The organism is Flavobacterium sp. I3-2 (assembly GCF_013389595.1).
In the GTDB taxonomy this organism is placed as follows: Bacteria; Bacteroidota; Bacteroidia; order Flavobacteriales; family Flavobacteriaceae; genus Flavobacterium.
On the sequence record NZ_CP058306.1, the window covers coordinates 3125544 to 3148633 of the forward strand.

Sequence of the window (23090 nt, forward strand, 5' to 3'; positions counted from 1 at the left end):
ATTTTCTACAAGTTAATAAACAAAATTACAATTGTTCCGTTTTCTGAACTTGATATAGATATTTGTTCATTTAAATTCATTTTTGTCAGGTCAAGCCTACGTTTAACAATCGAAATTCCTTTTGAAGTATGTATTTGATTCTTTTTTTCTTTATAACCAACACCGTTATCTTCAATGGTTATTTTAATTTGATTTTCAATTTTAACCATTCTGATGAAAATTTTAGGTTGGACAACATTTGGAGGAAACGCATGCACAATTGAATTTTCTATAAAAGGTTGCAATAACAAAGGTTCAATCTGAATCAAGTTAAGATTGATTTCAGAATCTATATCCAGAATAAATTTAATTTCATTTTCAACACGAATATTTTCAATTTCGATATATTGAGCTAAATAATCGATTTCTTGTTTTAAAGTAACGGTTTTACGGTCAGAAAAATCCAAAGTTGTTCGAATTAAACTAGAAAAACGTTCTAAAAAATACAATGCATTATCCATATCGTTACTGATTATATAATATTGAATGGAACTCAAAACGTTAAACAAAAAGTGCGAATTCATCTGACTTTTTAATGCTTGAAGTTTAACTTCTGCCAATTGTTTATCAAACAAAAGTTCTTTCTTTTCTTTTTCTGTTTTTAATGCAATTAATGCTGTTTCTTTTTCCTGATTATTTTTAATGATTCGAATTCGTAATTTAACTAACAAAATGGTAATGATAATAATTACCAAAGAAAAAATGATGATGTAATACCAATTTAAATAAAATGGCGGATTTATTGTGAATTTAACTAAACTTTGAATCGAAGTATTTCCTGTATTTTCATTAAAAATTTGTAATTCTACATTATACTCACCACGATTTAAATAACTTAAATTTATTTGATTTTCATTTACCAAATCAATCCAAGGTTCATTGGATTTTAATCGATATTTGAAATTTAATTTATCAGGATATTTTTCGCCATTTACGGTAAAAATTAAGGTGATGTTATTTTGCGTATTACTTAAAGACAATCCGTTTTGGATTTGACTTAATTCAGACGGCAACAATTTTTTGTTATTAATATAAATTGATGTAATTGTAGCCAAATTATTTGATTTGTCTGATTTTTTAAAGTACGAATTATCTAAAACAAAACAACCATTCGTAGTTAAAACGTAAATTTTATTACCATTAACAACAGCTTTACGACTGTTATAATTTGTAAATCCTTGTGTTTTATCAATAAAAAAATAACGTCCTTTATCAAAAACATTTATTCCTAAATTTGTTCCAACATACAACACACCATCAATTTCTTCAACAAAAGATGTAGTACTTCCTTTAATTTTTTTGTGCGAAATATGTTTGACTTTTTTTAATTTGTTTGTTTTGATTTCAAATTCATAAACATCATTAAAATCTGTAACTACAATTAAATTTCCGTTTGAACCAATAGTTATGGCTTTTAATTTAGGTTCTAAAAACTCTTTTGCATTTAAAAGTGATTTAAAAGTTCCAGATTTATATTCATATAATCCGCTTAAAGCCGAAGCAAAATAAACAGCATTTTCTGTTTTGGCAATACTAACAATTTCTGCAGGAACGTTACTATTTTTCCAATCATGAAAATACTGATAATTCATATTTTCAATCGAATCAAAAATTCGAATTCCGCCATACGGAACAACAGTTATCAATTTGTTTTTGAAAAAAGTAAAATGAAAAACATGAATCGGATAATATCCTAAAATTTCTCCAGTTAAAGATATTTTATAAATTCCAACATTTGAAGCAACCCAAATAAAATCGTTATAAATTTCTGAATGATAAAAAATGATTTTATCGCTCGAAATGTTATAATCAATAGGATAAAAGTGATTTTGAATTATGGTTTCTTTTCTAAATTTTTTATCGTTTTTGGATTGAAAAGTTTTAAATTTATTTAATGAAATTTGTTTAACTAATTTGTCATCAGAAACAATATTTAATCCGTTTTCATTGAATATAAATTCATTTTTATCGTGAAAACATAATGAATAGATATTTTCAAATTCATTTTGATGAAAAACGGGTGAATTTAAATTAATTTGGATTAAACCGTTATTTTGAGTTCCGATATACAAAAGCTCATTTTTTTTATCATGGCTTAAAGTTTTTAAATCTAAAAAGGGAATTTTTAAAGCAGGAATTCGATTTACAATTTTATCATTTTCTAATCGATAAAAACCACCATCACCATCATAAATTCCAGATGAAATAAAATACAATTGATTTTTATTTACAATAAATTCCCAAATGCTCGGAACTGGATATTCTTTTAAAATCTGAAAGGTATTTGGATTAACTACAATTAATTTTGATTCAAGGCCTAAATACAATAAATCTTCAAAAACAAAGGTTGAAAAAACTTTTTTAATATCACTAACCAGAGTTAATTTATCGGGTTCAATTAAGTAAATTCCATCATTTATGGTCGATGCATAAATTTTATCATTTATACTAAAAATACTTGTAATACTAAATTTATGATTGGAATTTGATTGAAAACTAGGATTTTTTACAGAAAAATCTTTTTTAGAAATAATTGAAATTCCGTTTGAAGTTCCAACATAAATAGCATCTTTAAATTCGTACAAAAACCGAGTAAAATTATCGACCAAACCTGTGTTTGTATTAATAAGTTTACTTCCGTTATGGTTCAAAAATAATAAACCTTGACCATAGCCAGCAATCCACATGTTTTTATTTTGGTCTTCAATAATATCAAAAATATTGTTGAACTTGTACTTTGTAGCTTCAGGAACAATTTCAAAAGAATTCATGTTTTTCTTTGATAAACCAGCCCGAGAACCAATCCAAAGGTTACCTGATGAATCTATATAAGTTTTCTGAACGTTATTAGAAAACAAACCATTATTTGCCGTTATTACTTTTGTATCGACATGTTGCCCAAAAATCAATTGGGATAAAAACACAAAAAAAATAATAACTTTTATTTTCATAAAAACATTTTGTCTATTTTTTCTTTATGAGAAGCCGAAACAGGAATAAAACCTTCATTTTCAAATATTTCGTGTTTTAAAACTAATCCATTTTTATCTTTATCAAAGAAATCGACATGTAACATATTGACAATAAATGAACGGTGTACCCGACTAAAAATTTCAGTTGGCAATCTATTTTCGATATCACGCAATGTTTTAGACAACAAATATTGATTATCTTTTAAATAAAGAGTCGAATAATTATTATCTGCTTTGCAATATAAAATATCGTCTAAATGTACTAACATTCGTTTGTTTTTAGAGGTGTTAATGAATTTAAAATATTTTTTATCCGTAGCTTTTAAATCAAAACGTTCAAAGATGGTTTTTAATTTTTCTTTATCAAAAGGTTTTAAAAGATAACCAAAACAACCAATTTCATTAATAGATTGTTCCATATATTGGGCGTATGCAGTTGTAAAAACAACTTCAAAAGTTTCTTTATTTACTTTTTTAAATAATTCAAAACCATTTTCTTCTGGCATTTCAATATCAAGAAAAACCAAATCCGGAAGATAATTTTCGATTGCTTCTACTCCACTCGAAACCGAATTACATAATATAATTTCGTGCTTATGATTTGGAAAAATTTTATCGATATACGTTTTTAAAAGTTCTCGTAGTTTTTTTTCGTCATCTATAATAACGATTGTCAAATTATTCATTACTTCAAATTATTAGTCAAAAAACAAGTTTTATAGATTATACAAATATAAAATCATTTGATTAATTACTATTTTTCTTTTTTACTTCTTTTAACGTCAATAAATTCATGGGATGAGTTGAAAATCCTGAGATGTTTTTGTGTGTAAATCGAATAACTTTATCATAAAACAAAACAATTACAGGAACTTCATCTTGAATAATTTTATCCATTTTCTCGTAGATTAATTTTCTCTTTTCTATATCAGTTTGTGTAAAAGATTCTTTGTACAATTTATCAAAATCATCATTTTTAAAATGCGTATAATTAGGTCCGTTTGGAGCAAAATTAGTACTTGAAAATAATGATAAATAATTCTCAGCATCAGGATAATCTGCAATCCAACTTCCTCTAAAAAACGGAACTTTACCGGTTGCCATACTTTGTCGTAATGTTGATGGCGGTGAAACATCAACTTGGACATCAATTCCAATTTTTTGCCATTCGCGTTGTAAATATTCCGAAATATCAACGTAAGTACTATTGGTTGTAAGCATTACTTTTGGCTTTGTTTTTTTATCTTTTATGTAATCCGTAACTAGCTGTTTTGCTTTTTCAATATCATAGGTAATTAAATTTGCATCATTATAACCTGCCAAACCTTCAGGAATAATTCCTTTAACTTTAGATGAACCCATTCCATTTCGCAAATAAACTAATAATTTATGACGGTCGAATCCAATATTCAAAGCTTGACGAATGCGTTTGTCTTTAACTACTTCATCAGTTCCATCCATTCGAAAACCTAAATATTCTGAATTTAAATATGGACCTGTTAATAAAGTAATCTGATTATCATATTTAGTTTGAAGCTCACCTTTTGAATTTAATAAATCGTCTTTATATGAAGGGTCCAAACCGTTTATAAAATCTAAATTTCCTTGTATAAACTGTAAAAAAGCACTTTGCTTATCTGGTAAAAAACTAATCGCAACAGCATCTAAATAAGGTAATTGAATTCCGTTTTCATCTTTTTCGAAATACAATGGATTTTTTCTCAGAACCAATTTGATATTTTCTTCCCAAATTTTGAATTGAAAAGGACCTGTTCCGATTGGATTGGTTCTAAATTCGATATTTGTATCTTCAATAATTTCTTTCGGTACAACCGACGCGTACTTCATTGAAAGTAATCCCAAAAATGCAGGAAAAGGTTTTTGCAAATGAATCTCTAAAACAGAATCGTTTACAGCTTTAAAATCATCAACATACTGAAAAATCCAAGCTCCAGGGGAAGCTAATTCTTCATTAATTAAACGTTTAAAACTATATTCAAAATCTTGAGCTACAACAAGTCGCGTACTGTCTTTTCCAAAATTGATGTGCTTATGAAAATAAACATCGTTACGTAAAACAAATTGATATGTTTTTCCATCCTCAGAAATTTGCCAACTTTTAGCTAAATCAGGTTTTACATTTAACTCATTATCTAACAAAACCAAGCTATTAAAAAGCTGGTTGCACGGCCAAATTATTGCTTGATTTCTAGAAAAAGCAGGATCTAAAGTTTGGATATTTGCACTTTCATTATATCTAAAAACAGTAAGCTCTTGATTCGAAGTTTGCTTTTTTGAACACGAATTCAATAAAAAAATGATACAAACTGTTGATATATAATAAAATAATGATTTCATGAAACCGATTTTTGTATGTAAATTTGTAAATTCCTTTTGTGATTAAAAAGGACAAAGTAAATATAATTCAAAATTACTACTAATAAGTAGGTAATTCATATGGAAAATAGAAAAAAAGTAGCTTTTTATACCTTAGGTTGTAAACTGAATTTCTCAGAAACTTCTACGATTGCAAGAAATTTTAATGATGAAGGTTTTGATCGTGTCGATTTTGAAGAAGTTGCAGATATTTATGTCATCAATACCTGTTCGGTAACTGATAACGCTGACAAACAGTTTAAACAGATCGTAAAAAAAGCATTAAAAATAAATGACAAAGCTTTTGTTGCTGCTGTTGGATGTTATGCACAATTAAAACCAGACGAGCTTGCTGCTGTTGACGGAGTTGATTTGGTTTTAGGAGCAACTGAAAAATTTAAAATTACCGACTACATAAATGACCTTTCAAAGAATGACATGGGCGAAGTTCATTCATGCGAAATCGAAGAAGCGGATTTTTATGTAGGAAGTTATTCGATTGGAGATCGAACACGTGCTTTCTTAAAGGTTCAAGATGGTTGCGATTATAAATGTACCTATTGTACGATTCCGTTAGCTCGTGGTATTTCTCGTTCGGATACGATGGAAAACGTGATGCAAAATGCTGCTGAAATTTCTGCTAAAGGAATTAAAGAAATTGTTTTAACAGGAGTTAATATTGGTGATTACGGTAAAGGTGAATTCGGAAATAAAAAACACGAACATACTTTTTTAGAGTTGGTTCAGGCTTTAGATACCGTAGATGGAATTGAGCGTTTACGAATTTCATCTATTGAACCAAACTTACTTAAAAACGAAACCATTGATTTTGTTTCAACAAGTAAAACTTTCGTTCCTCATTTTCATATTCCACTACAATCTGGAAGTAACGAAATTTTAAAGAAAATGAAACGTAGATATATGAGAGAATTATATCAAGATCGCGTTTCAAAAATTCGTGAAGTTATGCCAGATGCTTGTATCGGAGTTGATGTAATTGTTGGTTTTCCTGGTGAAACTGAAGAATTGTTCTTAGAAACTTATAATTTCTTAAATGATTTAGACATTTCTTATCTTCATGTTTTTACGTATTCAGAGAGAGACAATACGGAAGCTGTTGAATTTGATGGCGTCGTTCCGATGAATGTTAGAAGTAAAAGAAGTAAAATGTTACGTGGTTTATCTGTAAAAAAACGCAGACATTTCTATGAAAGTCAATTAAATACCAAACATACGGTTTTATTTGAAAGTGAAAACAAAGAAGGTTACATTCACGGGTTTACAGAAAATTACGTTAAAGTAAAAACACCTTGGAATCCTGAATTGGTAAATACACTTCACGAAATTCAATTAACAAAAATTGATGAAGATGGCATAGTTCGTTTTGATTTTATCAATGAACCTGTTTTTTCATAATTAAAAATATATAAATAAAAAACGTGTCTAATTATTTAGACACGTTTTTCGTTTTGGTTGTTTGGTTTTGGTTAATCTAGATTTTTATACCAGTAGCTAATAATTCTTTATAGCTAGGATTTTTCTTAAAAAATGTCACTATTTTAGAATTTACAGGAACGATACGCAATTTACGTTCTTCTGCTCCATCTAATATTAAGCTTATAAATTTTGATATTTTTTCTTCATCTTCACATCCATTTTCATGTAATTTGGTTAAAAATAATTTTCGTTCTTGTATAGAATACTCAATTACAATAAAATTTTCACCACAACGTGCCTCGAATTGTCTTAATAATTCATTATTTTTAAATTCCATAATTTCAATAAATGTTTTTAAAAAATTAATATTGTATTTTTTGGTTAGGAAAACACATGTTTATAAATAATTAGCTTAATTTTATATTTTAAATATAGATAATAAAAAAAAATATCACTTTTTATTTTATATCCACAAATAAAGCAATTATTTTTATATAATACAAATTAAAATTGTAATTTGACAAAGAAATGAACAAAATACCAGTATATTTCATGCCTGGTTTGGCCGCAAATCCTTTAATATTTGAAAAAATAAGACTCGATTCTAATCAATTTGAATGTTTTTACTTGGATTGGAAAGAACCAAATGAAAAAGAAACGCTAAAAGATTATACAAAAAGAATCATAAAAGAGATTAAACATCAAAATCCCGTTTTAATAGGTGTATCATTTGGAGGAATTATTGTTCAAGAAATTGCTAAACAAATAAGCGTCAAAAAAGTAATCATTATTTCGAGCGTAAAGGATCCTGCTGAATTTCCTGATAATTTTAGGCTTGCAAAGAAGATGAAATTGTATCATTTTTTTCCAACTCGATTTGTTGATTTTTTTCAAAATATTACAAAAAAAATAGTATCTTCAAAAAAAATTAAGGAACGAATTAAAATGTATGAAAAATATTTGACTGTTCGTTCTAAAAACTATTTAGACTGGGGAATTAAAAATGTTTTATTGTGGGAAAACCAAAATCCTATCAAAAACATTGTTCATATTCATGGTACAGAAGATCATATTTTTCCTAAAAAATATATTAAAAATGCTATTTTCTTACCAAAAGCTACGCATGTATTGATATTATTACAATCAAAATGGCTGAATAAACATCTTCCCGATTTAATACTGAATGAAAATTATGAAAAAGAATTGGATTAAAAAATCACTAACTGTAACAGGTATTATTGCAACTGGTATCTTATTTTCTCAATTTACAGGAGAAGGAACAAATTACACAAGTGTAGATGTAAAAAATCATGTGTATTTACCTAATAATATCAATTTTTGCGGAGAAAAAGTTCCTATGAAAATCATTGATGTAAAGGAAAGACTTGATCGTGAGATGACGGTCAATATCAATTTACATTCTGGAACAACCTTAATAATAAAGAGAGCTAACAGATATTTTCCTGAGATTGAACCTATTTTAAAAAAACACGGAATTCCAGATGATTTTAAATATTTAGCTGTCATAGAAAGTGGTTTAACAAATGCTACATCATCAGCTGGTGCGAAAGGTTTTTGGCAATTTATGCCCGAAACTGCTAAAGAGTATAATTTAGAAGTTTCTAATTCAATTGACGAAAGATATGACGTGGTTAAAGCTACAGAAGCAGCGTGTCAATATTTAAAAAAGGCTTACAATAAGTTTGGAAATTGGACGTTAGTAGCAGCTTCATATAATCGTGGAATGGGCGGCATTCAAAAATCTATAGACGCTCAAGGTGTTACAGATTATTATGATTTATTTTTGACAGATGAAACATCGAGATATGTTTTTAGAATTCTAGCACTTAAAGAAATTATGGAAAACTCTGGAAAATATGGTTTTCAACTTCCTAACGATGTTTTATATGACCCAATAAAGACAAAGAATTTACCGGTTTCAGAAAATATTCCCGATTTAGCAAAATATGCTCTCGATCAAGGGATAAATTATAAAATTTTAAAATTACATAATCCTTGGATGCGAGATACTTCTCTTACAGTTACACCGGGAAAAACATATGTCGTCCAAATACCTACTGAAGGTTATAAAAGATAACAAAACATAACGCCATCTAATTAGATGGCTTTATTATATTTATAAAACTTTTGTTTAAAATTATATTTTTTTAAATCAACCAAGAAAAAAATGAGAAACAAATATTTACTTTTATTTTTACTTTTTCTGATTCAATATCAATTAAATGCTCAAGATTTTCAATGGGTAAGACAAATAAAAGGTATCAGTCATGAATACAAAGAAGAAGTTATTGATATAGCTGTAGATACAAATCAAAACAGTTACACTATTGGAGATACTAGATCATCATATTTTGATTTAGATCCAACTCCAGATGGTGAATTAATTATCGATAACTCAAACATACAAAACTTTAGTGGTACCTACCTTTTTAAATTAGATGCTGCTGGAAACTTTATTTGGGGACATACCTTTGGTAATTTAAAGACAGGTGATCACGCTTTAAAAGTAAAAATTGGTACGGATAGCAATATATATGCGATTTTATCAATAAGCGAACTAAATACTAATCTTAATATCATTGAAAATTTTATTAAAATATTCAAAATTTCACCAAGCGGAAATATTTTATCAACCATTTCAATTCCTCAATTTTATGGGTATTCAAACAGTATTACTCCGTTTGATATCGAACTTGATAATGAGAATAACATTTATGTAACAGGATATTTCATTGGAAATGTCAATATAAATAATAATCCAAATTTTAATTTAAATAACAACAACGGTATTGGTAATTTTGTATTTAAAATAAACAATGACGGAAATCTTATTTGGTCAAAACAAATAAACATAAATTTTGGTATAAAAAATAAATTAGCTTTACGTCCAGATGGAAATATCAACCTATGTATAGATAATTCTAATAACTATCATTTAATTAATATCGATACGAATGATGGAGCTACAATTTGGGAAAAGATTTTTAATAATCAATATTATAATAACTTTCATGTTAATCAAAATGGAATTGTAATATTAGGAAAAAAAGATCATTATACAACAATTGATGTTGATCCTTCTGAAAATTCTTATGAAATAAGTGGTGATTTTGAATATCTTATATTTTTGAATTTAGATGGATCTTTATTAGATGTTAAAAAGTTTCAAAAAGAAGGAAATGATAATATTCAGTTTGATGCAGTTACATCAGATTCTGATGGAAACTATTATTTAGCTGGTAAATTCACAAATACAATAGATTTAGATCCTTCACCAAATAATACTTTTATTTTTTCTTTGCTTGGTGATTCAAATATGTTTAGTTTGAAATTAGATATGAATCGAAACTTTGTAAATGCATTTCAATTTGGACAAGAAGTACCTCTACAAAGTCCTTATAATATTTGTATGGTTTCAAACATAAAAAAAGTTGAAGTAGTGAATGAAAATTTATTTATTACAGGTGAATTTTTAAGAACATGCGATTTTAATCCTTCACCAACTGAAAATGCTACTTTATATTCTGTTAATATTGTAACCATTGTAGAAGATGGTTTTCTATTAAAAATAAAATCCTGTAATTCAAATGCACCGAATGGAGATAGTATTCAAACTTTTTGTAATACTCAACAAGCAACAGTACAAGATTTAACTCCGAATTATGACTCTATTAAATGGTATGATTCAATCAATTCATCAACACCATTAAATACAAACACACCACTACAAAACGGGCAAACTTATTTTGCTTCAAGTCAGGTTGGAACTTGCGTTGAAAGTAATAGATTGGCTGTAACTGTAAGTATTTCGGATATAATAGCACCATTAGTTAACACAAATCAAATTTTTTGTTCAAGTTTGAATCCTGTGATTGCAAATTTAGAAGCTATAGGAGAAAATCTTAAATGGTATTCAAACCCAAACGATACTGTTTCTTTAAATAACAATATATCATTACAAAACAATACTGATTATTATGTATCTCAAACTTTTGGTAATTGTGAAAGTGAAAGAAAACTAGTACATGTGTCAATTGTTACAAATGATCCTCCGATAGCAATATCACCACAGATTTTCTGTTTAGATAATAATCCAAAAATAAATTCAATCTCTATTGAAGGACAAAATATAAAATGGTATGATTCTTTGATAAATGGAAATTTAATTCCAAGTAATACTAACTTAATCAATGGACAAACTTATTATGCATCGCAAACTTTGAACAATTGTGAAAGTTTAAGAATTCCAATTTTAGTAAATATTCAAAATATTGAGAAACCAAACGGACCTGAAAATCAAACATTTTGTCAAAACCAAAATCAAACATTAAACAATATTGCTGTAGAAGGTTCAAATATAAAATGGTATAATGAAAATGGGATACTTTTACCAAATAATACAATTTTAGTAAATAATACAACTTACTATGCATCTCAAACTATTAATAACTGCGAAAGTTCAAATCGATTAGCTGTTAATATATCATTTATTAATACATTAAATGCAAACGATTATTCAGATGTTATTTGTGATACTGATAATAATTATTTTGAAAATATTGATTTAACTGATTATACTTTGTATTTAATTGATAATTACAACGATTACAGTTTCGAATATTATAGTACTTTAACTGGAGCAAATAATCAAATAAATGCAGATGCAATATTAAACTTTACAAATTTCACTTTAACAAATGCAAACTCTACTATTTTTGTCAGAATTCAATCTGATAATAATTGTTTTCAGGTTGTAAAATTAAATTTAACTCTAATCTCAATACCAAATTTAGATATAAAAAATAGTTATTCAATTTGTAAAAACGAACAAATCTCAATTGATGCCGGTGCTGAATTTGATAGTTATGATTGGTCAACAGGCGAAACAACTCGAATAATAAATATCTCCGAAGAAGGAGAATATTTTGTAACTGTAACAAAAAATTACGAAAACACGTCATGTACTCAAACAAAATATTTTTCAGTTAAACATTCAATTACTCCTGTAATTAAAAACATACGTACACAAGATTGGACAGATTCTGAAAATGAAATTACAATTGAAATGTATAATTATGGAAATTTTGAATATTCTATTGATGATATTAATTACCAAAAAAATAATACTTTTAAAGGATTAAAAAGTGGAGAATACACTGCTATTGTAAAAGACTTAGATGGATGTGGATTTTCACAAGAAGATTTTTATTTACTTAATTATCCTAAATTTTTTACTCCTAACAATGATGGTAAAAATGACACTTGGAAAATTGAGTTTGGAAATTTTGAACCAAATTTAGAAATTTCAATTTTTGATAGAAATGGAAAATTATTAAAAACAATGAAAAATATAGATTCTTGGGATGGAAACTTAAACGGAAAACCTTTACCTTCAAACGATTACTGGTTTGTAGTTACTAGACAAAATGGAAAAAATTTGAGAGGACATTTTACTTTAAAAAGATAAAAATCCACAACGCCATCTAATTAGATGGCGTTGTAGGTTATTTAAGACTTTATAAGTATAAAAAAAATTTATATAATCCTAATTTAAAACATTCATACCTAGTTTTTAATGAGGAAGCTTATTTCTCAATATACCATATAAAAATGTTCCTAAAATAGCACCTACAATTACAAACATCATAGACCATAAACCAGTTCCAACTAGAACAAACATTGGTCCAGGACATGCGCCGATTAAAGCCCATCCCAATCCAAAGAAAATTCCACCAAACAAATAACGCACTATAGATTTTTCTTTTGGTACAATTGTAATTTTATTCCCATCAACATCTTTCTTTTCTGAAAGTTTCATCCATTGTGTTCCAATAACTCCAATTACTAAAGCACTTCCGATGAATCCATACATATGTAAAGATTGAAAATGAAACATTTCATAAATTCGGAACCAAGAAGCTGCCTCAGCTTTGTACATTGTAATTCCAAAAATAATTCCTATTGTGATATATATTATATTTCTCATAGTTTAAAAAATTAAAGGATAAATTAAAAATGACATGATCAGCCCACCAACAAAAAAACCAATTACTGCAATTAAAGAAGGTAATTGTAAATCACTCAAACCTGAAATTGCATGACCAGAAGTACATCCACCAGCATAACGTGTTCCAAAACCAGCTAACAAACCACCGATTAATAATAAAATGATGTTTTTTAAATTCATTACATTAAAAAATTCTGGTGGGGAATATGCTTTTCCAGCACTTTCAAAGCCAAGTGCGTTTAGTTCAGCTATTGTTTGCGAAGAAATAGCAGGAATTTGATTATTAGAAAGATAATTTGAAGCAATAAAACCACCAATCATTGTCCCTACTAAAATCAATAAATTCCATCGTTGTACTTTCCAATTAAAATTAAAAAACTCACAATTTTTCCCGGCACCTAAAGCAGCGCACATGGTTCTAAAATTTGAAGAAACTCCAAAATTTTTACCTAGTAAAATAAGTAAAATCATTAATAAAGCAACAATCGGACCACCGACGTACCAAGGCCAAGCCTGATATATTATTTCCATATTTCAATAAATTTGAAGCAAATATCCAATATTAAAATTATATTGAATGTTACCTAAGTTACATTGTCAAATACTTAACATATAATTATATACTTTTCTCTAACTTTGATAAATAAAAATCAGAAATATGTTTAGATATTATTCAGTCATCGGATTCTTTTTAATTTTATCATGTCAAACTAAATCTCAAGATTTAAATGTTTTGTTTTCTTTTCCTAAGAAAAACAATGAAATTTCAGGTCTTGTTTATCATCCTTCAGACCATTTACTTTATGCTCTAGAAGATAAAGGAAATGCAAATGAAATCTACGCATTTGATTTAAATGGAAAATTGACAAAAACGATTTCCATCAATAACGTAACTAATACCGATTGGGAAGATTTTACAATAGATACCCAAGGAAATTTATATATTGGTAATTTTGGAAACAATGATAATTCACGACAAGATTTGGCAATTTATAAATTAAATTTTTCAGATCTAAACAATAAAACCATTACACCTTCACAAATCACACATTTCGCTTACCCTGAACAAACTGAATTTCCTCCAAAGAAAAAAGAATTGTTTTTTGATTGTGAAGCTTTTGTTGAAATAGATTCTTCTTTTTATTTATTTACTAAGAATAGATCGAAAGGTTTTGATGGCAGTTTTTATGTTTATAAAATTCCAAACAAAGCAGGTAATTTTAAAGCTCAAAAAATAGCGGAATTAAATAGCGGAAATTCATATGATCGTATGGCAATTACTGGAGCAGCTTATCATCCTGAAAGTAAACAAATTGCATTAACAACACACACGAATGTAATTTTAATTCCGTTTGAAAATGAAGGATCCTTTCAACAAGATAATCTAAAATTTGTAGCATATAATCATAACTCACAAAAAGAATCCTTAACGTTCAAAGATAAAAACACCTTATTTATTGCCGACGAAAAAGAAAAGAAAAAAGATAATGGTAGAAATGTTTATGAATTTAAACTTTTGGATTAGGGCAGTATCCAAAAAACTGTGTAAATAGAAAATGAGATGAGTTTGCAACTCCATCTCATTTTTTTTAATTTATTAAACACAGTTTATTATGAAAACACTACTAGGCAAAATTATCAAAGACCAAGGACTTTTAGAAGGTTTAAAAACTCAAGAAGATTTAAGTAAATTATTAAAGGAATTACATTCTGATTTAATCGAAGCGATGTTACATAGCGAACTTGATGCGCATTTAGGTTACTCTAAAAACGAAAAAAATGATAGTAACAATGTGCGTAATGGTTGACTTTTAAATGATTAAAAAGTGAACATGGCGAAACTATAATTTCAGTTCCTCGTGATAGCAACGGAAGTTTTGAATCTATTGTGGTTCCTAAACATCATTCTAAAGCGTTTCAGTCGAAAATATGGTAATTTATCTTTACGCTAAAGGATTAAGCATATCAGATATCGAACAAGAACTTTATGAACTATATGATTATAAGCTTTCTACTTAATCTATTTCAATTATAACCGACAAGTTCTTGATCGGCAAAATCGTCCATTAGACCAGATTTGTTGTATTGTTTGGATAGAAGTAATCGTATTTAAAGTTCGTCAAGGTGGTTAAGTAATCAATAAAACTAGTTGTTTAGCTGTTGGTTTGAATCTGGATGGTCACGAGGAAATTCTTGGTATGTGGCTTGGTCAAAATGAATCTGCTACCTTTTGGCAAGGTGTATTAACAGATATAAAAGTTCGTGGTGTTGAAGATATTTTAGTTACATAACTGATAATTTAATTGGATTAACACAAGCTATTACTAATGTTTTTCCCGAAGTTAATACAAAGATCTGAGTAGTTCATCAACTGCGAAGCAATCATGAATTCCGTAATTAAAAAAAAAATGAATAAATTAGAAATTCTGCAAGATATGTGGTTTGGAAAGATAAAAAGGAGTTTATTTCAGAAATGAAACTGATTTACAACGCTCCAAATCGAGAAATGGCAGCTCAAGAATTAGAATGTTTTGCTGAAAAATGGAATCAAAAATATCCGTATGCAATTCAATCTTGGAGAAATAATTATCTAATGTGATTCTATTTTAAATTGGAATTCGATGAATCTTTGATTTGGGATGAATTAACCGTATTCTTTGACTTCCCAATCGAAATTAGAAAAATTATATACACCACAAATTTAATTGAAAATTTAAACGGTAAAATCAGAAAATATACCAAAAATAAATTATCATTCCCTACGGATGATGCTGTTTTAAAATCCGTATATTTTGCATTAAGAGAAGCTACCAAAAAATGGTCAATACCAATCCAAAATTGAGGATTAATCCTCAATCAGTTCTTAACTATATTTGAAAAAAGGGTTCAACTTTAATTAAAAGTCAAACCCCAATATTATTAACTCACACACTTTTTAGGATAGTGTCCATTTTTTGTTTAATAGCTAAAAGAACTTATTTGCTCTAATGTTAGAAAATCATTTCCTGTCCATTTGTACTGAGAAACCGATTTATCACCAAAAGCAAATAACACATCATTATAAACTACTACATCTTTAAAATTAGTATTAAAAGATTTTGCAAGAATTGGTTCGGCTGGATTTGTGATGTTAAAAATTTTCAGTTCATCATCACAGACAATTAAATAATTGTCATGCAATGCTAAACCTCTTGGAAATGTTAGATTTCTTTGATGAATTAACTCTGGATTTCTTGGATCTGCAATATCATAAACCATTAGCGTGTTTAAATTATTGCCACAATTTGTATTTGAATGTAATGTTACAAAAGCGTGTGTTTGATTGGCAACAACTGGATCACAAGCTGTAAAATGTTGTGCTTCTGAAAGTAAATTTGGATTTTCAGGATTTGTAACATCATAAATAAACATTCCATTTCTTGAACCAATAAACAGATAGTTATCTAAAGAATATAAAGTTTCGATATTAAAACCTACATCTTTTTGATTCACTTTTACCGGATTTTCCTTATTTTGAATATTAAATACATTTAGTTTTTGATAATCAACGGTATATAAATAATTACCTTTTAATGCAAAAGTCGCTAAAGACCCACCTTTTCCGTCTGATTGAGATGAACCTTCAGATTCTTGATTTCCTGAATTATCACTAGAACAACTTATTGTTAATAAAACAAAAAAGATGCACATTAAAGTTAAAGTTATTTTTTTCATTTTATTATTTTTTAGTTCCAATCTACTACAATTTTACCTTCACCAACATTTTGCAAATAACCATCAGGCGAAACTAGTTCTGGAAAAGTATTTGGAATTCGTTTTAAAAGTTGTACTTGTTGATTCTCTATATTTAACTTAAAAGCAATTAGATCTACTGCCTGATTTGCATAAAAAACTTCGTCTCGAATTGCAATATCTGTCACACCAGGAATTTCAATAAAAGCAATTAAAATGGGATTTTCTGGATTTACATTATTGTATATATGAAAACCACGATTCGCATCTCCAATAAACATATAATTATCTTTAAGATAAATTTTACCTGCTTTTTTCATTGTTTGGGGAGCGGTCATTTTTATTGAATTTTCGAAATCTGATCGAGTCATTATTGATGCACTGTAATTAGAAGGACCTCGCCATTCATCATCTCTTTCGCAAGTCATCGAACTTAACGAAAACAAGATTAAAAAGAGCACTGCAAATTGTTTTGTGTTTTTAATCATAAGCTAATATTTTTAATGGTTGATAATTTTTACATATTATGAAGTTTTAAAAATAATATTATTTTATATATATGTAAGCTATTTAACAAAAAAATAGTAAACAAAAAAAGAATCTACTAATTAGTAGATTCTTTTTTTTGTTTTGCAACGGTAGCTTTTAAAGCTTCTTCATTTTCTATTTTGTCAATAATGATGTGATCACCTTCTGAAATTTTGTTAGTAATGATTTCTTCAGCAAGTAAATCTTCTACATATTTTTGAATAGCTCTTTTCAAAGGTCGAGCACCATATTGCTTATCAAAACCTTTATCTGCAATAAAATCTAAAGCCTTTTCTGTCAGTTCAACTTCATAGCCTAAATCTTTTACACGCTTATATAACTTAGCAATTTCAATGTTAATGATTTGATGAATATGTTCTTTTTCAAGAGCATTGAATACCACAACATCATCAATTCTATTTAAAAATTCAGGAGCAAAAGCTTTTTTTAGTGCATTTTCTATAATTGATTTTGTGTTATCATCAACTTGCTCTTGTTTTGCTTTAGTTCCGAAACCAACACCTTGACCAAAATCTTTTAATTGTCGTGCGCCAACATTTGAAGTCATGATGATGATTGTGTTTCTAAAATCAACTTTACGTCCTAAACTATCCGTTAAATGTCCGTCATCCAAAACCTGAAGCATCATATTAAAGACATCCGGATGTGCCTTTTCTACTTCATCAAGCAAAACAACACTATAAGGTTTTCTTCTTACTTTTTCTGTCAATTGGCCACCTTCTTCGTATCCGACATAACCTGGAGGAGCACCAACTAATCTAGAAATGGCGAATTTTTCCATGTATTCACTCATGTCAATACGAATTAAAGCATCTTCAGAATCAAAAATTTCTTTAGCAATTACTTTTGCTAATTGAGTTTTACCGACTCCAGTTTGACCTAAGAAAATAAACGAACCAATTGGTTTATTAGGATCTTTAAGTCCAGCTCTATTTCTCTGAATTGATTTAGCAATTTTAGCAACAGCTTCATCTTGACCAATAACTTTTCCGCGAATGGCATCTGGCAAGTTTGCTAATTTTTTAGTTTCAGTTTGAGCAACTTTGTTAACAGGAATTCCGGTCATCATTGAAACTACATCTGCAACATTGTCTTCTGTAACTGTAATTTTATTATTTCTAGCTTCTTCTTCCCAACGTTCTTGAGCAATTGCTAAATCTTTCTCAACACGTTTTTCATCGTCACGTAAGCTAGCAGCTTCTTCATATTTTTGAAGTTTTACTGCAGCAGATTTACTATCGCGCACTTTTTCTAGTTCCGCTTCAAGATTAAGAATATCTTGAGGAACTTCGATGTTGGTAATATGAACTCTTGATCCAGCTTCGTCAAGTGCGTCGATTGCTTTGTCCGGAAGAAAACGATCAGTCATGTAGCGATTTGTCAATTTCACACAAGCTTCAATTGCCTCTGGAGAATAGATAACATTATGATGGTCTTCGTATTTTGCTTTAATATTATTTAAAATTGTAATGGTTTCATCTACAGAAGTTGGTTCAACAATTACTTTCTGAAAACGACGCTCAAGTGCACCATCTTTCTCGATATATTGACGGAATTCATCTAAAGTTGTTGCGCCAACACATTGGATCTCACCACGTGCTAAAGCTGGTTTAAACATGTTTGAAGCATCTAAAGAACCAGTTGCTCCTCCAGCACCTACAATTGTATGAATCTCATCTATAAACAGTATGATGTCAGTGTTTTTTTCTAACTCATTCATTACGGCTTTCATGCGTTCTTCAAATTGGCCACGGTATTTTGTTCCTGCTACTAAACTCGCAAGATCCAACGTAATTACACGCTTGTTAAATAAAATACGCGATACTTTTTTCTGAACAATACGCAATGCCAAACCTTCTGCAATTGCAGATTTTCCTACTCCAGGTTCACCTATTAAAAGTGGATTGTTTTTCTTTCTACGACTTAAAATTTGCGAAACACGTTCAATTTCTTTTTCTCTACCTACAATTGGATCCAATTTTCCTTGCTCAGCCATTTCAGTTAAATCTCGACCAAAATTATCTAATACAGGTGTGTTTGATTTTTTAGTTGATTTATTTGCTGGAGAACTTGCACTAGAGAAACTGTCATTTTGTCTGTCTTCGTCACCATCATTATCGAAAGCATCATTTTTAGGAAATTCTGTTTCGTTTTGATTTTCATTTTCGTTGTCTGATAAAATTGCAATGAACTGTTCTTTACAAATTTCATAATCTATTTTACAACGATTTAGAAGTATTGTAGTCGGATCATCGGAATTTCTTAAAATTGACATTAAAATATGACCAGTGTTGATTACCTCTGTTTTGTATAATTTTTTTTCTAGAAATGCTCTTTTTAGGGCATTTTCTGCTTGTTTAGTTAAATGAATGTTTTTCTTTTCAGCATTAAAAGCTGCGTTTGGATTTTCTGGAACCAATGCTTCAAAGCGATTTCTTAAAAACGCTAAATCAATATCTAAATTTAGAAGAATAGCAATTGCCTCTCCTTGTCCTTCACGTAGAAGGCCAAGCATTATATGTTCTGTACCAATATAATCGTGCCCTAAACGTAGTGCTTCATCACGACTGAAAGTTATGACTTCCTTAACTCTTGGTGAAAAATTATCGTCCATTATAAAAAATTTTAGGGTGTATATTTATTTCATTGCAATTTTAGTACCATTTTTTTTAATCTTAATGTACTAGAATAAATAGACGAAAAAATAATGAAACTAAAAAATGTTTTCTTAACTATTTTTGTTATTGAATTTAGAAATGATTTCTTTTAATTTCTCTTTTCGTTTTTCTTGCGAATTTTTTTCTTTTTCCTTTTTATTATCTACTTTCTTTTTAAAAGCCAATCGATTGGTTTCGTTACGTCTTCCCATTTAATTCTCTTTTTATATCTTGAATTGATTTGTTTGTAAATAATAATTCGTTTAACATCAATTCTTTTAATTTTTCAAAATCAGTATGTTTGATATATTTACACCAAGTTTTAGTTTCTAGAATTTCACTAATGAGTTTCATTCGTTTAGAAGTATCTTTGGCAGTTCGTATAACATCTTTATCTGTAAATATGTTTTCGTATTTGTGATGAAAAGTTGCTGTTAAATTTGAATTAATTCGAATAAAATATAATTTTTCATTTTCGTTATTCGGAAAAAAATCAATCCATTTTGCAAAAGCTACAATTTCATTTTGAGATTTATAATCCGACGAAACTAATTTCCAACGGCAATTTGCAGCTCGACCCCAATGATTAGATTTTCTAAAAACACCATCTTCCGTAAAATAATATGAACTATTAGATTTACTAATATAATCAGGTTTTGTTTTTGGTAATTCATTTGGATTAACTTCATTAAAAATACAAAATGTATGTTTAAAAAAATTAGTTCGATTATAGGATTTCATTGTAAGCTAAGAATTTTAATCAAATGTTTTTAATGTGCGTTTTAGCAAGTTTAACAAAGATACTTCTAAATCACTTTTAAATGATTATTTAACTTAAAGATTAATGTATTTTAATTTTAAGCAATATTGTTGAAACTCGACTTAGTTTTTGTTAGTTCACTTGATTTCTTTAAAAAAAATGTATCTTAGTAAATCCAAAATTGAAAGAATGAACGTTGATTATTTCGAAGAAAGTCCTTATTATTCTGTAATATCATTTCATAAAGTTATTCAAGCTTTACAAGAAATTGCAAATGAAAAAGGTGCAAAATATAGAGTTGAATATGCTAAATCTTTATTAGAAGAAATTGCAAAAATTCCTGAATTGAGTTCTGGTATAACTTCCAAAAAAATTATAAAAGACAATTCTGAATTGATTCATAATCTACTTGCAGATTTGTTTCCGACTGCCTTGACATACAACGAAATAAAAGCTGTTAGTTTACCTTTTCATAATTATAATTTTAATTTCACAAAACGTTTTCAACAAATTTTAGATGATGCAGGCGAATCGTTTGAAGTTAATATTAGAGATTTTGCAACTGAAGATTTTTATATACTAAGTTGTTGTTTGATTTTAAATGCATATTACGGTGAGAATTTTGATATTTCACGTCCACTTTTTTATGATATTCCTGACAAAGATGGAATTTTAAAACATTACCGAATAACATACAACGCTGATTTTGTAGAAATTATTCCTACCGAAAAAGCAATTATAATTAGTGATGATGACATAAGATTGTTAAAAGATAATTATGACAATATAGCAATTTGGAAAGAAAAATTTCCACAACACAGTTGGATTTTAAAAGGTTTTGGAATAGTTACGCTTTTTGATGTTACTATAGAAAATTCAATTTCTAACTTAAAAAGTAATCTGATAAAATCCGAAGCAGAAAATAGTATCATGGATATTGTTGAGCGTTCATTTCGTTCTATTTTCAGAATTCCGAATCTTAAAGTTGGAATCGTTTTTTTAAACAATGCTATTGATAGTTTTTTTGAAATGAATCGAAATATCAATATTACCAGTTTTTTTAATTATCCAGAATTAGATCAAAATCCAGTATTGAAATTTCAAAGTATTCAATTTTTTAAAGAAGTGGTCAAAGCTCCAGAATATTATTGTATTTCGGATATTGATAATTTAATTGCTCAACCTCAATTTAGTTTGTACGCTACTTTATTGAAGAGTAAAAACATTGAAAGTTTTATTTTAGCTAAACTCCATAAAGTCGATTCTTTTCAAGGTTTTATTGAAGTAGTAAGCGATAAAAAATATGCGTTACATTCGGTTAATTCAAAAAAAATAAATGCTGTTTTACCTTTTATAAATGACACTGTTGAACGAATTGACAGTGAAATAAAAAATCAATTCGAAGCAATTATCCAACGTGAGTTTACAACAATTCATCCTAGTGTTTATTGGAAATTTCTTGACGAAGCAAAAAATTATTTCAGATTTTCGAATGATAATGTGAATTATGTTTTTAAAGAAATTGAATTTGATTTTGTTTATCCCTTATTTGGAGAAACCGATATCAAAGGTTCTTCTTATTTAAGAAATCTAGCCACTAAAAACGATATCGAAAACCAATTGAATGAATTGATTAATATGTTTGATTACGCTCGAAAATTGAGTTCAAATTTATTGTTTGAACAACGTTTTACGGAGTTAAGTTCATACAAAAATGAATTCATCGATGATTTAAATACCTATACTGAATTTCAAATTCAAAATTACATCAATCAAAACATTCATCCTGTATTAAAAAAATTCGATGAATTTGAATTGATGAAACCTTTGGTGCAATCTTATGCCAAAAAATTAGATTCTACATTAACCAAATATTGCCCTTTTAGAAGCAAATATGATGCTGCAATAATTAAAGTTAACAAAGATCTAGCTGAAGTAATTGATGTTTCTCAGCAAAAAATACAAAAGGTTTTTCCTCATTATTTTGAACGTTTCAAATCAGATGGCATTGAACATAATGCTTATATAGGTTCAAGTATCAGTCCAGATTTAATATATGATAATTTGTATTTATACAATTTGCGATTGTGGCAAATTCAGACGATGTGCGAAATGGTTCGAAATCATTATACTATTAATGCTGATTTAGAAATTGAATTAACATCTTTAATTTTAGTTTATAATTATCCAATAAATATTCGTTTTCGATTTGACGAAAAACGTTTCGATGTAGCTTCGAGTAGTGATGTTCGTTTTCAAATGATAAAAAAACGAATAGATAAAGCAAATAAAAAAAATGAAGAAGAACGAATTGTTAGGTCTCGCTTTTTGACCATTGTTTATCTAAATGAAAATGATAAAAAGGAATATCAACGATATTTAAATTTTTTAATTCAAAAAAACTTTTTTATTGGAAAAATTGAGGATTTTGAAATTGAAGATTTACAAGACATATCTGGATTAAGAGCCATGCGAATTGAAATTAATTTAGAATTACAATTAGAAAAGAATATCCGTTTCTCTTATTTAGATTTGTAATA

At 28.1% G+C, this 23090-nt stretch carries 19 protein-coding genes and 1 pseudogene; 9 read left to right on the plus strand and 11 right to left on the minus strand.

Annotation, left to right across the window (positions count from 1 at the left end):
• Positions 1–5: 5 nt before the first annotated feature.
• From HW119_RS14800 to HW119_RS14810, 3 genes are all read right to left on the minus strand, one after another.
• Positions 6–2990, minus strand: a complete 2985-nt coding sequence (locus tag HW119_RS14800; RefSeq protein WP_177765707.1) for a histidine kinase — start codon at positions 2988–2990, stop codon at positions 6–8.
• Positions 2987–3697, minus strand: coding sequence for a LytR/AlgR family response regulator transcription factor (locus tag HW119_RS14805; protein ID WP_177765709.1), 711 nt, complete (start codon positions 3695–3697; stop codon positions 2987–2989). The genes HW119_RS14800 and HW119_RS14805 overlap by 4 nt, the downstream gene beginning before the upstream one ends.
• 61 nt (positions 3698–3758) lie before the next feature.
• Positions 3759–5369 (minus strand): ABC transporter substrate-binding protein, encoded by a 1611-nt coding sequence (locus HW119_RS14810; RefSeq protein ID WP_177765711.1) that lies wholly within the window; start codon positions 5367–5369, stop codon positions 3759–3761.
• 99 nt (positions 5370–5468) lie between these two features.
• Here HW119_RS14810 and mtaB point away from each other — a divergent pair, with 99 nt between their 5' ends.
• A complete protein-coding gene (gene mtaB / locus HW119_RS14815; RefSeq protein ID WP_177765713.1) occupies positions 5469–6803 on the plus strand; it encodes a tRNA (N(6)-L-threonylcarbamoyladenosine(37)-C(2))-methylthiotransferase MtaB in 1335 nt (444 codons plus the stop codon).
• A gap of 76 nt (positions 6804–6879) precedes the next feature.
• On the opposite strand, the gene HW119_RS14820 is transcribed toward mtaB, so the two are convergent.
• A complete protein-coding gene (locus HW119_RS14820) occupies positions 6880–7161 on the minus strand; it encodes a GNAT family N-acetyltransferase (RefSeq protein ID WP_125017166.1) in 282 nt (93 codons plus the stop codon).
• Between the two features lie 191 nt (positions 7162–7352).
• On the opposite strand from HW119_RS14820, the gene HW119_RS14825 reads away from it, so the two are divergent.
• The 3 genes from HW119_RS14825 to HW119_RS14835 all read left to right on the plus strand — a co-directional run bounded on the left by HW119_RS14825 (position 7353) and on the right by HW119_RS14835 (position 12312).
• Positions 7353–8036, plus strand: a complete 684-nt coding sequence (locus tag HW119_RS14825; RefSeq protein ID WP_177765715.1) for an alpha/beta fold hydrolase — start codon at positions 7353–7355, stop codon at positions 8034–8036.
• Positions 8017–8922, plus strand: a complete 906-nt coding sequence (locus tag HW119_RS14830) for a lytic transglycosylase domain-containing protein (RefSeq protein ID WP_177765717.1) — start codon at positions 8017–8019, stop codon at positions 8920–8922. Before HW119_RS14825 ends, HW119_RS14830 begins: the two co-directional genes overlap by 20 nt.
• 90 nt (positions 8923–9012) lie before the next feature.
• Positions 9013–12312 (plus strand): T9SS type B sorting domain-containing protein, encoded by a 3300-nt coding sequence (locus tag HW119_RS14835; RefSeq protein WP_177765719.1) that lies wholly within the window; start codon positions 9013–9015, stop codon positions 12310–12312.
• Positions 12313–12417: 105 nt separating this feature from the next.
• Here HW119_RS14835 and HW119_RS14840 read toward each other — a convergent pair whose 3' ends face one another.
• Both HW119_RS14840 and HW119_RS14845 read right to left on the minus strand, forming a co-directional pair.
• The gene (locus HW119_RS14840) at positions 12418–12831 is read right to left on the minus strand and encodes a DUF6691 family protein (RefSeq protein ID WP_177765721.1); all 414 of its coding nucleotides are present in this window, start codon (positions 12829–12831) and stop codon (positions 12418–12420) included.
• Between the two features lie 3 nt (positions 12832–12834).
• Positions 12835–13383 carry a YeeE/YedE family protein gene (locus HW119_RS14845; protein ID WP_177765723.1) on the minus strand — a complete coding sequence of 183 codons (549 nt, stop codon included), beginning with the start codon at positions 13381–13383 and terminating at the stop codon, positions 12835–12837.
• Between the two features lie 127 nt (positions 13384–13510).
• Here HW119_RS14845 and HW119_RS14850 point away from each other — a divergent pair, with 127 nt between their 5' ends.
• The 4 genes and pseudogenes from HW119_RS14850 to HW119_RS16975 all read left to right on the plus strand — a co-directional run bounded on the left by HW119_RS14850 (position 13511) and on the right by HW119_RS16975 (position 15694).
• Positions 13511–14377 carry a hypothetical protein gene (locus HW119_RS14850; RefSeq protein WP_177765725.1) on the plus strand — a complete coding sequence of 289 codons (867 nt, stop codon included), beginning with the start codon at positions 13511–13513 and terminating at the stop codon, positions 14375–14377.
• An 88-nt stretch (positions 14378–14465) separates the two neighbouring features.
• The gene (locus HW119_RS16965; protein ID WP_410503961.1) at positions 14466–14660 is read left to right on the plus strand and encodes a hypothetical protein; all 195 of its coding nucleotides are present in this window, start codon (positions 14466–14468) and stop codon (positions 14658–14660) included.
• Positions 14661–15017: 357 nt separating this feature from the next.
• Positions 15018–15143 carry a transposase gene (locus tag HW119_RS16970; RefSeq protein ID WP_410503962.1) on the plus strand — a complete coding sequence of 42 codons (126 nt, stop codon included), beginning with the start codon at positions 15018–15020 and terminating at the stop codon, positions 15141–15143.
• 182 nt (positions 15144–15325) lie between these two features.
• A pseudogene (locus HW119_RS16975) lies at positions 15326–15694 on the plus strand (transposase).
• 116 nt (positions 15695–15810) lie between these two features.
• Here the strand turns inward: HW119_RS16975 and HW119_RS14860 are convergent.
• The 5 genes from HW119_RS14860 to HW119_RS14880 form a co-directional block, all read right to left on the minus strand.
• Entirely contained in the window at positions 15811–16566 is a 756-nt protein-coding gene (locus tag HW119_RS14860) for an LVIVD repeat-containing protein (RefSeq protein ID WP_177765727.1), read from the minus strand.
• 11 nt (positions 16567–16577) lie between these two features.
• Complete coding sequence (locus HW119_RS14865; RefSeq protein ID WP_177765729.1) at positions 16578–17072, minus strand: hypothetical protein; 495 nt, start codon at positions 17070–17072, stop codon at positions 16578–16580.
• Positions 17073–17188: 116 nt separating this feature from the next.
• Entirely contained in the window at positions 17189–19747 is a 2559-nt protein-coding gene (locus HW119_RS14870; protein WP_177765731.1) for an ATP-dependent Clp protease ATP-binding subunit, read from the minus strand.
• A gap of 114 nt (positions 19748–19861) precedes the next feature.
• Positions 19862–20002 (minus strand): hypothetical protein, encoded by a 141-nt coding sequence (locus HW119_RS14875; RefSeq protein ID WP_177765733.1) that lies wholly within the window; start codon positions 20000–20002, stop codon positions 19862–19864.
• On the minus strand, positions 19989–20531 hold the full coding sequence (locus HW119_RS14880) for a hypothetical protein (RefSeq protein ID WP_177765735.1): 543 nt from the start codon (positions 20529–20531) through the stop codon (positions 19989–19991). The genes HW119_RS14875 and HW119_RS14880 overlap by 14 nt, the downstream gene beginning before the upstream one ends.
• 208 nt (positions 20532–20739) lie before the next feature.
• Between HW119_RS14880 and HW119_RS14885 the strand changes: the two genes are divergently transcribed.
• Entirely contained in the window at positions 20740–23088 is a 2349-nt protein-coding gene (locus HW119_RS14885) for a GAF domain-containing protein (RefSeq protein ID WP_177765737.1), read from the plus strand.
• The last annotated feature ends 2 nt before the right edge of the window (positions 23089–23090 follow it).

Bases quoted from the DNA above. Each gene is read 5' to 3' on its own strand.
- HW119_RS14850 (WP_177765725.1), top strand. From the start codon at position 13,511: ATGTTTAGATATTATTCAGTCATCGGATTCTTTTTAATTTTATCATGT.
- HW119_RS16965 (WP_410503961.1), top strand. From the start codon at position 14,466: ATGAAAACACTACTAGGCAAAATTATCAAAGACCAAGGACTTTTAGAA.
- HW119_RS14840 (WP_177765721.1), bottom strand. From the start codon at position 12,831: ATGAGAAATATAATATATATCACAATAGGAATTATTTTTGGAATTACA.
- HW119_RS14875 (WP_177765733.1), bottom strand. From the start codon at position 20,002: ATGGGAAGACGTAACGAAACCAATCGATTGGCTTTTAAAAAGAAAGTA.
- HW119_RS14810 (WP_177765711.1), bottom strand. From the start codon at position 5,369: ATGAAATCATTATTTTATTATATATCAACAGTTTGTATCATTTTTTTA.
- HW119_RS14805 (WP_177765709.1), bottom strand. From the start codon at position 3,697: ATGAATAATTTGACAATCGTTATTATAGATGACGAAAAAAAACTACGA.
- HW119_RS14820 (WP_125017166.1), bottom strand. From the start codon at position 7,161: ATGGAATTTAAAAATAATGAATTATTAAGACAATTCGAGGCACGTTGT.
- HW119_RS14825 (WP_177765715.1), top strand. From the start codon at position 7,353: ATGAACAAAATACCAGTATATTTCATGCCTGGTTTGGCCGCAAATCCT.
- HW119_RS14880 (WP_177765735.1), bottom strand. From the start codon at position 20,531: ATGAAATCCTATAATCGAACTAATTTTTTTAAACATACATTTTGTATT.
- HW119_RS14800 (WP_177765707.1), bottom strand. From the start codon at position 2,990: ATGAAAATAAAAGTTATTATTTTTTTTGTGTTTTTATCCCAATTGATT.
- HW119_RS14865 (WP_177765729.1), bottom strand. From the start codon at position 17,072: ATGATTAAAAACACAAAACAATTTGCAGTGCTCTTTTTAATCTTGTTT.
- HW119_RS14885 (WP_177765737.1), top strand. From the start codon at position 20,740: ATGAACGTTGATTATTTCGAAGAAAGTCCTTATTATTCTGTAATATCA.
- HW119_RS14870 (WP_177765731.1), bottom strand. From the start codon at position 19,747: ATGGACGATAATTTTTCACCAAGAGTTAAGGAAGTCATAACTTTCAGT.
- HW119_RS14830 (WP_177765717.1), top strand. From the start codon at position 8,017: ATGAAAAAGAATTGGATTAAAAAATCACTAACTGTAACAGGTATTATT.
- HW119_RS14835 (WP_177765719.1), top strand. From the start codon at position 9,013: ATGAGAAACAAATATTTACTTTTATTTTTACTTTTTCTGATTCAATAT.
- mtaB (WP_177765713.1), top strand. From the start codon at position 5,469: ATGGAAAATAGAAAAAAAGTAGCTTTTTATACCTTAGGTTGTAAACTG.
- HW119_RS14860 (WP_177765727.1), bottom strand. From the start codon at position 16,566: ATGAAAAAAATAACTTTAACTTTAATGTGCATCTTTTTTGTTTTATTA.
- HW119_RS14845 (WP_177765723.1), bottom strand. From the start codon at position 13,383: ATGGAAATAATATATCAGGCTTGGCCTTGGTACGTCGGTGGTCCGATT.